Annotated in this window: 11 protein-coding genes; 6 read left to right on the plus strand and 5 right to left on the minus strand. The window is 66.4% G+C overall.

The window, feature by feature from the left end; genetic code table 11:
* Positions 1-18 precede the first annotated feature (18 nt).
* From CFB35_RS28375 to CFB35_RS28390, 4 genes are all read left to right on the plus strand, one after another.
* Entirely contained in the window at positions 19-1,587 is a 1,569-nt protein-coding gene (locus tag CFB35_RS28375) for a sensor domain-containing diguanylate cyclase (RefSeq protein ID WP_059581528.1), read from the plus strand.
* Between the two features lie 179 nt (positions 1,588-1,766).
* Positions 1,767-3,152, plus strand: coding sequence for a cache domain-containing protein (locus CFB35_RS28380; RefSeq protein ID WP_089465877.1), 1,386 nt, complete (start codon positions 1,767-1,769; stop codon positions 3,150-3,152).
* A 31-nt stretch (positions 3,153-3,183) separates the two neighbouring features.
* Entirely contained in the window at positions 3,184-3,828 is a 645-nt protein-coding gene (locus CFB35_RS28385) for a response regulator transcription factor (protein ID WP_059581523.1), read from the plus strand.
* 346 nt (positions 3,829-4,174) lie between these two features.
* Positions 4,175-4,393, plus strand: a complete 219-nt coding sequence (locus CFB35_RS28390) for a hypothetical protein (RefSeq protein WP_081075343.1) — start codon at positions 4,175-4,177, stop codon at positions 4,391-4,393.
* A gap of 253 nt (positions 4,394-4,646) precedes the next feature.
* Here CFB35_RS28390 and CFB35_RS28395 read toward each other — a convergent pair whose 3' ends face one another.
* Entirely contained in the window at positions 4,647-5,243 is a 597-nt protein-coding gene (locus CFB35_RS28395) for a phospholipid-binding protein MlaC (RefSeq protein ID WP_059581520.1), read from the minus strand.
* A gap of 327 nt (positions 5,244-5,570) precedes the next feature.
* Here CFB35_RS28395 and CFB35_RS28400 point away from each other — a divergent pair, with 327 nt between their 5' ends.
* Together CFB35_RS28400 and CFB35_RS28405 are read left to right on the plus strand one after the other, a co-directional pair.
* Positions 5,571-8,204: an MMPL family transporter gene (locus tag CFB35_RS28400; protein WP_089465878.1), complete on the plus strand. Its 2,634-nt coding sequence runs from the start codon at positions 5,571-5,573 to the stop codon at positions 8,202-8,204.
* Positions 8,197-9,201 (plus strand): VacJ family lipoprotein, encoded by a 1,005-nt coding sequence (locus CFB35_RS28405; protein WP_089465879.1) that lies wholly within the window; start codon positions 8,197-8,199, stop codon positions 9,199-9,201. The genes CFB35_RS28400 and CFB35_RS28405 overlap by 8 nt, the downstream gene beginning before the upstream one ends.
* Positions 9,202-9,683: 482 nt before the next feature.
* Here the strand turns inward: CFB35_RS28405 and CFB35_RS28410 are convergent, their stop codons facing one another.
* From CFB35_RS28410 to shc, 4 genes are all read right to left on the minus strand, one after another.
* The gene (locus tag CFB35_RS28410) at positions 9,684-10,277 is read right to left on the minus strand and encodes a peptidoglycan recognition family protein (protein WP_089465880.1); all 594 of its coding nucleotides are present in this window, start codon (positions 10,275-10,277) and stop codon (positions 9,684-9,686) included.
* 14 nt (positions 10,278-10,291) lie between these two features.
* Positions 10,292-10,774, minus strand: coding sequence for a type VI secretion system tube protein Hcp (locus CFB35_RS28415; RefSeq protein WP_060011158.1), 483 nt, complete (start codon positions 10,772-10,774; stop codon positions 10,292-10,294).
* Between the two features lie 496 nt (positions 10,775-11,270).
* Positions 11,271-11,927: a phosphorylase gene (locus tag CFB35_RS28420; RefSeq protein WP_059581508.1), complete on the minus strand. Its 657-nt coding sequence runs from the start codon at positions 11,925-11,927 to the stop codon at positions 11,271-11,273.
* A gap of 54 nt (positions 11,928-11,981) precedes the next feature.
* Positions 11,982-13,955: a squalene--hopene cyclase gene (gene shc / locus CFB35_RS28425; RefSeq protein WP_059581505.1), complete on the minus strand. Its 1,974-nt coding sequence runs from the start codon at positions 13,953-13,955 to the stop codon at positions 11,982-11,984.
* Positions 13,956-13,958: the final 3 nt, after the last annotated feature.

Below are 13,958 nucleotides of genomic sequence, written 5' to 3' on the forward strand. Positions count from 1 at the left end.
GCCCCCGATCCACGGACCATGGCCGAAACCAACTACGCAATGCCCAGCGAATCCGGCGTGACGAGCCGTATCGCCGCTCATCTGCGCCGGTTGTTGCTGCCGCACCTGATCTTCTACACGGGGCTGCTGATCGCGCTGATCCTGCTGCTCCTGTGCGCGATCGTGCTGTACGAAGGCCGTATCGACGCGCGCGACCGCTCGCGCAGCATGCAGCAGAACCTCGCGCTGATGGCGGCGTGGGACATCGAACGCAACATCGAGATCTATTCGCTGTCGCTGCAGGCGGTCGTCGACGGCGCGAACGACCCCGAGGTCGCCAGGCTGCCGATGCCGCTGCGCCGCCAGGTGCTGTTCGACCGCTCGACGACGGCCAAGTACCTCGGCGGCATCTACGTGCTCGACGCGAAAGGCGACATCGCGGTCGACGGCATGAGCGACGTGCCGCGCAAGGCCAACTTCGGCAACGAGCCGTACTTCGCCGTGCACCGCGACCGCCCCGACGTCGGCCTGTACGTCAGCCCCCCGTATCATTCGCGGCTGCGCGGCGGCTCGCCGAGCATCGCGCTCAGCCGGCGGATCACGCGGCCCGACGGGTCGTTCGGCGGCGTCGCGGTGATGTCGATCCGGCTCGAATATTTCCAGAACCTGTTCTCGCGCCTGTCGCTCGGCGATCGCGGCTCGGTCGCGCTGATCAACACGGACGGCAGGATGGTCGCGCGCGAGCCGTACGACCCCAGGATCGTCGGCCGCGACATCAGCCGCGCGAGTACGTTCCGGCAATTCATGACCGCCAGCGAAGGCAGCTTCGCCGACACCGCGTCGATCGACGGCGTGCGGCGCCTGTACGTGTTCCGGCACCTCGATCACCTGCCGCTCATCGTCATGGTCGCGCGCTCGGAAGCGGACACCTACGCCGCGTGGTACGACCGTGCGATCCCGATCGGCTCCGCGATGGTGGCGCTTGCGATCGGCTTCGTCGGCCTGTCGCTGCTGCTCGACGTGCAGCTGCGCAAACGCCACCGCGCCGAAACCGAGCTGCAGGCGCTCGCGCGCACCGATGGCCTGACGGGCCTCGACAACCGCCGGATGCTCGACGTCACGCTCGCGCGCGAATGGCGGCGCGCCGCGCGCTCGCAACATCCGCTGTCGCTGCTGTTCATCGACGTCGATTACTTCAAGCACTATAACGACACGCAGGGCCACCAGGCCGGCGACGACGCGCTCGCCGCGGTCGGCCACTGCATCGCCGGCTGCCTGCGCCGCCCGGCCGACTATGCGGCGCGCTACGGCGGCGAGGAATTCGTCGTGGTGCTGCCGGACATCGATAGCGACGGCGCGGCGACGATCGCCGAAACGATCCGCACCGGCATCCTCGATCTCGGCATCCGGCACGACGCCGGCACGGTCGGCCGGCTGACCGTGAGCATCGGCGTGACGACCAGTTATCCCGAACGCGACGACAACATCCAGGCCGCGCTGAAGCTCGCCGACGATGCGCTGTATCGGGCGAAGGAAGGCGGGCGCAACCGCGTCGTCGTGCAGACGGCGGCCACGCCGCCCGTCGATCTCGAATCGCGGCGGGCCTGAGCGTACGAGCAGCGGCGGGGCAGCCGCCGTCCGCCTGCAAAATCGCCGACAATATCGGCTCGATACGCCGCCGCGCGGCCGATGCGCCCGGCCGGCCCGCGCCTGTCGGCAGCGCCCCGGCCGCGCCTGGCCGGCCGCGCCTAGCCGGCCGCGCCGCTTCACGGCCGCTTCGCACCACCATGAGACTCAAGGCAAAGATCTTCCTTCTGGCCATCGTGCCGTTTCTGCTCACGATCGCCGGCATCGGCTTCGGTGTGCGCCACCAGGCGACGTCGCTCGCGCGCACGCAGCACGCGACGATCCAGGCCGCGTACCTGTCGAGCAAGGAAGTCGAGCTGAAACACTACGTCGAGCTCGCGACGAGCGCGATCATGCCGCTCTACGACGCGAGCGGCCGCAATGCGCGCGACGACGCGCTGCTGCGCACGCAGGCGCTCGCGATGCTGCAGAAGATGGATTTCGGCCCCGACGGCTATTTCTTCGTCTACGACCTGCACGGCAATTCGCTGATGCATCCGCGCGAGCCCGAGCGCGTCGGCCACAACTTCTGGTCGATGCGCGACCCGCAGGGCGCGCTCACCATCCAGAAGCTGATCGGCGCGGCGTCGCAGGGCGGCGGCTACGTGCGCTACGCATGGCAGCGGCCGTCGACGGGCCGCGTCGCGCCGAAGCTCGGCTACGTCGTCGCGCTCGAGCGCTGGGGCTGGATGGTCGGCACCGGCATCTATCTCGACGACGTCGACACCGCGCTGCAGCGCATCGACGCGCGCGCGTCCGCGAACATCGAGCGCACGATGAGCTGGCTGACCGCGATCGCGCTCACCGGCGCGGCGGCGATCGCCGTGTGCGCGCTGGTGCTGAACGTCAGCGAGTCGCGCAGCGCCGACGCGAAGCTGAAGCTGCTCGCGCAGCGCGTCGTCGAATCGCAGGAGCAGGAACGTGCGCGGCTGTCGCGCGAGCTGCACGACGGGATCAGCCAGATGATGGTGTCCGCGAAGCTGATGCTCGAATCCGCGCTCGCGCGCTTCGAGCGCGGCGCGTCGCGCGTGCCGGAAGCCGAGCAGGCGCTCGCGTCGGGCGTCGGGCGGCTCGGCGACACGCTGCGCGAAGTCCGGCGCATCTCGCATGCGCTGCGGCCGTCGATGCTGGACGATCTCGGCCTCGCGGCCGCGCTCGAACAACTCGTGCGCGAGCTCGGCGCCGAAAGCGGCATCGACATCGGCTATACGCAGGTCGCGCACAGCGGCACGCGGCCGCTGCCCGAAGCCGTCAATACCGCGCTGTTCCGGATCGCGCAGGAAGCGCTGAGCAACATCGTGCATCATGCGCGGGCGTCGCGCGCGGCCGTCACGCTCGACGTCGGCGCGCAATCCGTCACGCTGACCATCGCCGACAACGGCTGCGGCTTCGACGCCGAACGCTCGCAGGCCGACGCGCGCCGCGGCATCGGCCTGCGCAACATGCGCGAACGCCTCGACGCGCTCGGCGGCACACTGACGATCACGTCGCAGGTCGGCCACACCGTCGTGGCCGCGCGCGTGCCGCTGCGGCGTGCCGCCGCCTGAGCACGCGCACCCTAACCGGAGACTTTTGCCCATGAGCGCCCCCGATACCGCCCGGCCCGCCGCGCGACTGCTGCTCGTCGACGATCACCCGCTCGTGCGCGACGGCTTGCGGATGCGGCTCGAAGCCGCCGACCTGTCGGTGGTCGGCGAGGCCGGCAACGCGGACGAGGCGCTCGCGCTCGCCGCGTCGCTCGAACCCGATCTCGCGCTGATGGACGTCGGCATGAACGGAATGAACGGCATCACGCTCGCGGGCGTGTTCCACGAGCGTTTTCCGGGCATTCGCGTGCTGATGCTGTCGATGCACGACAACATCGAATACGTGACGCAGGCGGTGCGCGCCGGCGCGAGCGGCTATCTGCTGAAGGATTCGCCCGCGAGCGAGATCGTCCGTGCGATCGGTGCGGTGCTGGCCGGGCAGACCTTCTTCAGCGAAGGGCTGGCCGCGCGGATGATCCAGGCCAGCGCGACGGCGTCGCCGCTGGACCGGTTGACGCCGCGCGAACGCGACATCCTCGACATGCTGGCCGAAGGGCTGTCGAGCAAGCAGATCGCGCAGCAGACGGGGCTGTCGGTGCGCACGGTCGAGACGCATCGGCTCAACCTGAAGCGCAAGCTGGAGATCGAAGGGCAGGCCGAGCTGATCAAGTTCGCGGTCGAGCATCGGCGGCGGTAGGGTGACACCGGGGCGGCTTGCCCCCCGCGCCAAGACCGTCGCGCGAACGGCCACAAACCCGCAGCGGGCAATACGCCAGCGCGTCTGCCTTGCGCCACGCGCAATTCGCCCGTCCGATTTCATACTTGTCCAATCGCCCCCTCGCTGGATAGATGACACTATTCCGGTGGCCACGACGCTCGAATCGAATGCCGGTGGCACGCAAACGGCCATCTACGTGCCCTACAGCCTTCAATTGCATTTGAAAATGCATCCCGAAATATTCGACGCGGAAAATCCGGCGCGTGCAACGTATGCGCGCAAAGGGCTCGCGGGTACTCGCTGCCGATATAGCTGAGGTCGCAACGTGAAACTGGGTTCGTACGCGTGGTGGAAAGACCGGTTACTGCTTTTGCTGGTTGCGTTTTTGTGCGCCGGGCTGGCGAGCGCGTTTGCCCGAATGTCGGGAAAGAATGCACCGACGATCATCCTGGCAATTACCGTCTTCGCGCTGCTTATCGATAACCGCAGGCTTCGCAAGGCGCTGCGGCAAATCACCGACGAAAATCGACGACGCGAGCCGTGAGCGGGGCATGCCGCACGGCGGTCATTCATGCCATGGCGAGGCAGCCTGCCGGATGACGGAACCTGCCGTCCGGCGCTTTGCCGAACGGATTGTCACCGCAGACTCGCAGCGTCCGGCCCGGCATCGATCGGCTTGCGCCGAGGCGGGCGGATATTGCCCGGCCACGGCGCAATGTGAAACGGCCCGGCAGCATCCGCGACCGGGGCGTCATGGTTTGCGAGCCGCATTTCAGTCGCGCATCGCGCGGCAGCCGTCAATTCGTCCGCGAGTTGTGCTTCTGCAGATACGCGATCAGGCCGTCGATCCCGCCCGCCGCGAGCTGGCTCTTGAACTGGCCCTGGTAGACCTGGATCAGCCACGCACCCGACATGTCGATGTCGTAGATCTTCCAGTCGTTGCCGACCTTGCCGAGACGATAGCCGACCGACTGGCTGTCGCCCGGCGTCGTCACCGTCGACTGCACGAGCGCGTCGGCGCCCGATGCGCCGCCCGGCTTGAACGAGAACTTCGCGTCCTGGTTGCCGAGCTGCGCGAGCGACGCGGCGTAGGTGCGCGTCATCAGCAGCCTGAACTGCTTGTACAGCTCCTGCTGCTGTTGCGGCGTGGCCTGCTTCCATGCGTCGCCGACCGCGATGCGGGTCGTGCGCTCGAAGTTCGTCACGGGCAGGAAGCGCTGCTCGACGACTTGCGTGATTTTCGCCATGTCACCGCCGCGCGCGGCCGGATCGGCCTTCATCGCATTGACGGTGCCCTCGACCGCCGTGCGGACGACATCGACCGGCGCGCTCTGCGCGAAAGCGGAAACCGACACGGCGGCCGCCGCGACGAAAGCAAACAGATGACGTTTCATACGAATTTCGCACTCGATGGAAAAAAACGGCCGGCTCTTTGCATCGGCCGGTGGAGCAAAGTATACCGGGCCCGACGCCCCGGTGCCGCCCGGTGACCGACTGTTACCTTTCAGCGCCGTTTGTCACAGGCGCTCGGCCGCATGTCGGCGCGTCGCCGCGCCCCATTATGTAAATATCCCCATACAAATGAACCGACCGCGCACTCCGATTGCGACGCCGGAAGCAAATATCCTTCCCGCCCCGAATCTCCCCACCGTCACGACCGTCGCCGCGCCGCGCCGGTATACTTGGCTACTTTGCCCTAGCCAGCCGCTCCCCACCGCCACATGGTGACCTCTCTCATCGTCCGACTCGTTGCGTGGTCGGTGCGCCGCCCCGTCTGGGTCGTCGTCCTGTCGCTCGTCATCGCCGCCTTCAGCGGCGTCTACGTCGCGCAGCATTTCAAGATCAACACCGACATCAGCAAGCTCGTCGATGCGGAACCGCAATGGGCCGCGCTCAGCCAGGCCGTCGACAAGGCGTTCCCGCAACGCAACGGCACGATCCTCGCGGTCGTCGAGGCGCCCGCGCCGGAATTCGCGACTGCCGCCGCCCATGCGCTGGCCGAAGCGCTGCGGAAGGATGCCGCCGCCGGCCGCATCGGCCCGGTCGCGGAACCGGGCGGCGGGCCGTTCTTCGAGCACAACGGGCTGCTGTTCCTGTCGCCGCAGGAAGTCTCCGATACGACCGCCCAGCTCGCGAGCGCGCGCCCGCTCGTCAACGAACTCGCGAAGAACCCGAGCCTCACCGGGCTCGCCACCACGCTGTCCACCACGCTCGGCCAGCCGCTCCTGACTGGCCAGGTGAAGCTGCCTGCGATGGCGAAGCTGCTCGCGCGCAGCGCCGCGACGGTCGACGACGTGCTGGCCGGCAAGCCGGCCGCGTTCTCGTGGCGCGCGCTGGTCGACAACGATGCCGCGCGGCAGCCCGCGCGCGCGTTCGTCACCGTGCAGCCGGTGGTCAACTACGGCGCGCTGAAGGCCGGCGCGGCAACGAGCCAGGTGATCCGCGACGCGGCCCGGTCGCTCGATCTCGACAAGCGCTATGGCGCGGCCGTGCGCCTGACCGGCGAACAGCCGCTCGCCGACGACGAATTCGCGTCGGTCGAAGACGGCGCCGCGCTCAACGGCGTGCTCACGCTGCTCGCCGTACTCGTGATCCTGTGGCTCGCGCTGCGCTCGAAGCGGATGATCGGCTCGGTGCTCGTCACGCTGTTCGTCGGCCTCGTCGTGACGGCCGCGCTCGGCCTCGCGATGGTTGGCTCGCTGAACATGATCTCGGTCGCGTTCATGGTGCTGTTCGTCGGCCTCGGCGTCGATTTCTCGATCCAGTACGGCGTGAAGTACCGCGAGGAACGCTTTCGCGATCAACGCATCGATCACGCGCTGATCGGCGCCGCGCACTCGATGGGCATGCCGCTCGCGCTGGCCACCACAGCGGTCGCGGCGAGCTTCTTCTCGTTCATTCCCACTGCCTATCGCGGCGTGTCCGAGCTCGGCCTGATCGCGGGCGTCGGGATGTTCGTCGCGCTGCTGACCACGCTCACGCTGCTGCCCGCGCTGCTGCGCCTGTTCGCGCCGCCGGGCGAATCGAAGACGCCGGGCTTCCCGTGGCTCGCGCCGGTCGACGATTATCTCGATCGCCATCGCAAGCCGATCCTGATCGGCACGCTGGCGGTCGTGATCGGCGCGCTGCCGCTGCTCGCGTTCCTGCATTTCGACTTCAACCCGCTGCACCTGAAGGATCCGAACAGCGAATCGATGGCGACGCTGCTCGCGCTCAAGGATTCGCCGGAAGCCGCCGTCAACGACGTCACGCTGCTCGCGCCGTCGCTTGCCGAAGCCGACGCGGCCGCGAAGCGCCTCGACGCGCTGCCCGAAGTGGGCCGCACGACCACGCTGTCGACCTTCATCCCCGCCGACCAGCCGGCCAAGCGCGCGGCAATCGCCGCGGCCGCGAGCGAGCTGCTGCCCGCACTGACGCAGCCGGCCGCGCCGCCCGCGACCGACGCGCAGCGCGTGGCCGCGCTCAAGCGCGTGTCGGACCTGTTGAGCTATGCGGCCGAAGATCATCCGGGCCCGGGCGCGGCCGCCGCGCAGCACCTGTCCGCGTCGCTCGCGAAGCTCGCCGCCGCCGACAGCGCGACGCGCGACCGTGCCGAACGCGCGTTCTCCGATACGCTGCGCATCGCGCTGAACCAGCTCGCCGCGCTGCTGCAGCCGCAGGACATCACGCGCGAATCGCTGCCGCCGCAGGTCGTGCGCGACTGGGTCGCGCCGGACGGCCATGCGCTCGTGCAGATCTCGCCGAAGGTGCCGAAGGGCGTCGACCCGAACGACGACACGATGCTGCGCCGTTTCGCGAAGGCCGTGAAGGCCGCGGAGCCTGGCGCGACCGGCGGGCCGATCTCGATCCTGCATTCGGCCGACACGATTATCAACGCGTTCCTGCATGCGGCGCTGTGGTCGATCATCTCGATCACGATCCTGCTGTGGGTCACGCTGCGCCGCTTCGGCGACGTGCTGCGCACGCTGGTGCCGCTGCTCGTGTCGGGCATCGTGACGCTCGAGATGTGCGTCGTGCTCGGCATGTCGCTGAACTTCGCGAACATCATCGCGCTGCCGCTGATGCTCGGCGTCGGCGTCGCGTTCAAGGTGTATTTCGTGATGGCGTGGCGCGCGGGGCAGACGGGGCTGCTGCATTCGAGCCTCACGCACGCCGTGCTGTTCAGCGCCGCGACGACGGCGACCGCCTTCGGCAGCCTGTGGCTGTCGCACCATCCGGGCACGTCGAGCATGGGCAAGCTGCTCGCGCTGGCCCTGACCTGCACGCTGATCGGTGCCGTGGTGTTCCAGCCCGTCCTGATGGGCAAACCGCGCGTCAAGCGCGCCAAGAACCAATCGCAAGGAATCAATGAATAAGGTGCGAATCATTGCGGCGACCGTCGCCGCCAGCGCGATGCTGACCGGCTGCGCGACGGGGCCGAACCGCAATCCCAACGACCCGCTCGAGCCGATGAACCGGGCGATGTACAAGTTCAACGACACGGTCGACACGAACATCGCCCAGCCGATCGCGAAGGGTTACCAGAAAGTCACGCCGACGCCGGTGCGCACCGCGATCAGCAACTTCTTCTCGAACCTCGGCGATCTCGGCAACATGGCGAACAACCTGCTGCAGTTGCGCATCACCGATGCGACGCAGGATCTGATGCGCGTGGCGATGAACTCGCTGTTCGGCGTCGCCGGCCTGATCGACATCGCGACGCCGGCCGGGCTGCCGAAGCATCACCAGGATTTCGGGCTGACGATGGCGCGCTGGGGCATGCCGTCCGGCCCGTACCTCGTGCTGCCGGTGTTCGGGCCGAGCACGATCCGCGACGGCGTCGGCCGCGCGGTGGACGTGCGCTTCAACCTGCTGAACTACATCGAGCCGGCCGCGCGCAATCCGATGTACGTCGCGCAGTTCATCAGCGCGCGCTCGGACCTGCTCGGCGCGACCGACCTGCTGAAGCAGGCCGCGCTCGATCCGTATTCGTTCGTGCGCGACGCGTACCTGCAGCAGCGCAAGTCGCTCACGTATCGCGGCCAGTCGGCATCGGCCGCGGCGCCGAACTACAACGAGCCGGGCGAAGCGGGCGCCGTGCCGGCCGCGACGCCGGGCGTGCCGGGGCTGCCGAACTACGAGGATCCGGGCGATGCGGGCGGCACATCGGGCGCCACGCCGAACAACGCGCCGGCGGCACCTGGATTGCCGCAGTACGACGATCCCGGCGCGGACAGTGCGATGCCGGCGAGTACGCCTGCTGCGGCACCGGCGGCAGCATCGTCGGGCGCCACCACGGCGCCGGCCGCCAACGGCGCGCCGATCGCGCCGGCGATGCCGACGCTGCCCGCGAGCGGTCCGGCCGCGCAGTAACGCCGCAACGGCGGACGCGCACAAACGAAGAGCGCTGCATGATGCAGCGCTCTTTTTTTTCACACCGGGCCTGGCAACCTAGCATTCCCCAACGTCGCCCAGCCCATAAGTACAAGCAAACGGGTCGTACCATTTATTGTTTTTATAAAAAAGCGTTACTGCATCGCCTCTCGTGAAGATAAATGTAGCAACGCCACTTGAAGATAGATCCCACTTCCCCGAACTGCCGTCATCGAATTTCAAAGTTCCCGCCGCATAACACGAAGAATACCGTTCGTGAGAAAACATATATCCCTCGACCGGATATGCCCTCGTGAAGAAATTCCTGATCTGCTTGACCGTGGGCCGAAATCTCTTACAGACCTCCAACGCATCAGCCTCTCTGCTCTTCCCGGATTCGAGAATCTCGATATCCCTCACCCCTCTCGCCTGCGACGAGGAACAGAACAAGAAAATACACACAAGGAAAAAATACCTACACATCAATCCCATTTTGCAGTTCCCGCTTCAGTTTCTCTCTTGTACGACACCTCAGGAAGCCTGTATATCTCGGAAAAAGATATTCCCAATGTTTCGCAAAGCTCCTTTACGAGCCACCTCAATGAATCATTTTGCCTGTCATTTACCACTTCGTATATTTTCGTTTCTCTATCCATTCGACCGACGATTTCTATCCCAATAGAGTCCGCATTTCCCGGATACCTATCCGGAAAACCCTTCCCATACTCCACCCCCGATAATTTTGCATATTTCCCTGCCATGCCAGACACCCTTTTAAATTCGGATGGACTACACTTTCTTTCCATAAGACACCGAGATTTGAGCAACCCGACATGGTTGGTTCTCTTGTACACTGAAGCGGTTTGATATATGGCTCCACTCTTGTCTATCAGGAAGTGCGCTCCATTTGCCCCACTTGCTGCATAGCTATTAAACGTACTATCAGCCGTGGTCCCGTCAGTTTGGTGAACAACGATTCCATTCACCTTTGCCATCGCGCTTCGCTCAATTGTCGAAAAAATCCTGACCTCGATGCGCTCCGCATCGACATGGCCTTGTTTTGAAATAAACAGCATTGCGCCCCCTGTCGTTAAATAGTCATGTTGGCCTTGATGTCGTAGCCCATGCTCACCGTTCCGCCATTTCCTCCCCGCGAGTTCTGAACCAGATATTCCTGTCTCACTTGGGAGAAGGATAGTCGAACCGCCTCGCGCGGAATTCTCATATTGGTGGTACTAACCTGACTAACCTTGGTAACAAGTACGTCCTCCATCGTGACCCTGAGGTATCCGAGCGGCGTACCGCCGGCTTTGCGCATAACCAGCACCGCACGCTCAATATGCCTTCCTGTCAGGCAGCACTGGATAAGATTCGGTGTGGCACGGTCGATGTAGTGCTCGAAAGTCAGGTCGTCGACGATACTTCTGCCTGCTCCGCCACCACTTCCCATATGCATATTGGATTGCTGACTCACCGACCAATCCCACGTCAGCACTTCAATTTCATTCGAGTGATCTGCATCGAGCGATTCGCCCGCTATGCCCGCCAGCTTCAAGAAAATGTCTTGCGCCATTCGCCTCTCTCGCTCGGTAAATAAGAAAACCAAATCAATTCGAACGATGAAAGATGGGGCCCGACGCGTCAATCAGACAAAATCGAAAAGCAGGATCCAATTGCGTCGACGCACAGCCCACCGGAATGAGTCCGTGGGCACGCGCTTATACCGGGATGAACCTGGAGCAAAGGAAGCTCACCGGGGTATTGACTGCCGATGAGCGACGGGATATCGGATGGTTGAGCGCCGACGGGTTACACAATGGCAAATAGTGCCCACCATACCGACGCACAAGCGCGAACACACTCTGCGTACGATGCCCGCGCGATTCCCGTTCGAGATTCGGGAATCTCATACGGACGGCTGTTCCGGAGACACCCACTCCGCTGCGGCTGCCATGCCGGTGCAGGCGCGCGCCGACTTCATGCGCTCGCGGCTGCGGCGCGGCAACGACAGCGCGTCGGTTCCGCGCGATCGAATGGGGAAGAAAGAAGTAAAGCGCGGCGAACGCCGCTCAGACGATCCGCATCGCGCCTGCCCGCTCGAACGCGTGGCGCGCCTGGATCAGCGTCGTGCGCGCCGCGCGCGCGTCGCTGGCGACCTGCAGCAAGGGGCCGAGCTGCGACGGCTGCTTCAGCAGTTCGCGCAGGATCGGCAGGATCGCCGTGCTGCCGTCGTCGCGCAGGCCGGCCGTCGCCGCACGCGGCAGCGTGCGCCACGCCGGATCGACGATCGCGCGGCACACCGCGAACGGCACGCCGCGCGCGGCCGCGAACGCGGCGGCGATGTGCGACTCCATGTCGACGGCCAGTGCACCCTTCGCATGATGCAGCGACGCCTTGTCCTGTTCGCTGACGACCGGCGCACCGACGGCCGCGATCGTGCCGCGCGTGACGCGCGCCCACACCGGCGTGTCGTGCAGCGCGGCGACGAGCCGCGTGCTCCAGCCCGCATCGGTCTCCACGCGGCCGAACGGCCCGTCGATCGCGTTCGCGATCACGAGCGCGCCGGGCGTCAGGTCGGGCGCGAGCCCGCCCGCCGTGCCGAAGCTCACGATGCCCGCGCAACCGCGCGCGGTCGCTTCGGTCAGCGCGCGCTCGAGCCGGTCGGCCCGCGCGGCGAACACGGCCTCGACGCCTTCACCGCGCGCGATGCGCGCCTCGAACGCCATCCCGGTAACCGCGATGACGGGCAACGTGCCATTGTGCTGCGTCGTCGGCACGCGTTACATCCCGACCGTCACGCGCGTCGCATTGGCGCGCTTCAGGTTGCGGTAGCGCGCGAGCGCCCACAGCGGGAAGAACTTGCGATAGCCGTGGTAGCGCAGGTAGAACACGCGCGGGAAGCCCGTCGCCGTGAAGCGCGTCTCGTCCCACAGGCCCTCTTCGTTCTGCTGGGCAACCAGGTAGTCGACGCCGCGCGCAACGGCCGGGTTGTTCACTTCGCCGGCCGCCATCAGGCCGAGCAGCGCCCAGGCCGTCTGCGACGCCGTGCTCGGCGCCTGCTCGTAGCCGCGGTAGTTCAGCTTGTAGCTGTCGCCGTCCTCGCCCCAGCCGCCGTCCTTGTTCTGGATCGACAGCAGCCACTGCGCCCCGCGCTTCATGCGCGGATCGTCCGGCGTCAGGCCGGCCGCGTTCAGCGAGCACAGTGCGGTCCACGTGCCGTACACGTAGTTCATCCCCCAGCGGCCGTACCAGCTACCGTCCGGCTCCTGCTCCTTGAGCATGTAGTCGAGCGCACGGCGCGCCGGCTCGCTGTTCAGCGGCGTCTCGCCGAGCTGCGCCAGCATCGACAGGCAGCGGCCCGACACGTCGGCCGTCGGCGGATCGAGCAGCGCGCCGTGATCGGAAAACGGGATGTTGTTCAGGTAGTACTGCGTGTTTTCCGGTTCGAACGCGCCCCAGCCGCCGTCGCTGCTTTGCATGCCGACGACCCATTCGCGCGCACGCGCCATCGATTCGCGATACGTGTCCGACTGCGTGAGCTTCTGCGCGCGATCCATCGCCATCACGACCACGGCCGTATCGTCGACGTCCGGGTAGTGCGCGTTCGCGTACTGGAACGCCCAGCCGCCAGGCCGCACGTTCGGGCGGCGCGAGATCCAGTCGCCGCGCACGTCGAGGATCTGCAGCGGACGCAGCCATTCGAGGCCGCGCAGCACGGCTGCCTGCGCACGCGCGTCGCCGGTCTCGAGCAACGCATGCGCGACGAGCGACGTGTCCCATACGGGCGACAGGCACGGCTGGCAATACGCTTCGTCGTCGTGCACGACGAGCAGCTTCTCGACCGACTTGCGCGCGAGCGCGCGGTTCGGATGATCTTCCGCGTAACCGAGCACGTCGTACATCATCACCGCGTTGGCCATCGCCGGATAGATCGCGCCGAGGCCGTCCTCGCCGTTCAGGCGCTCGTCGACGAACGACACGGCCTGACGGATCGCGCGTTCGCGCGTATAGCTCGGGAACAGGCCGTCGACCGCGCGCAACGCATGGTCGACCACGCGGAAGAACGCGAACCAGCCCGGGCTCTGGTGGCCCTGGCGCGGCAGCAGCCCGGCGTTGACGGGCGGGTCGATGAACAGCTCGTCGATGCGCACGCCGCGCGGGTTCTTCGCGAGCGGACGCTTCGCGTTCAGCACGAGCAGCGGCACGATCACGGTGCGCGCCCAGTACGACACCTTCGACAGGTGGAACGGGAACCACTGCGGCAGCAGCATGATCTCGACCGGCATCATCGGCACCGCGCGCCACGGGATCGCACCGTACAGCGCGAGCTGGATGCGCGTGAACACGTTCGACATCTCGGCGCCGCCCATCGCATGGATCGCGCGGCGCGCGCGCTGCATGTGCTCGGCATTCTCGTCGTCGCCGATCACCTTCAGCGCGAAATACGCCTTCACGCTCGCGCTGATGTTCGGCGCGCCGTCGGTGAACAGCGGCCAGCCGCCGTCGGCCTGCTGGATACGGCGCAGATACTTGCCGATCTTCTGTTCGAGCTCGAGGTTCGGCGTCTCGCCCAGATAGTGGACGAGCAGCACGTATTCGGCGGGAATCGTCGAATCCGCTTCGAGTTCGTAGACCCAGTGTCCGTCCGGTTGCTGCGCGGCGAGCAGCGCGTCGGTCGCACGCGCGACAGCCGCGTCGACGCCGGCCGGCACGGCGCCGGCGGACAAGGTAGCCATTTCGGTGAGATCGTTCATCGG

It is taken from the genome of Burkholderia sp. AU16482, from assembly GCF_002223285.1.
GTDB lineage: Bacteria > Pseudomonadota > Gammaproteobacteria > Burkholderiales > Burkholderiaceae > Burkholderia > Burkholderia semiarida.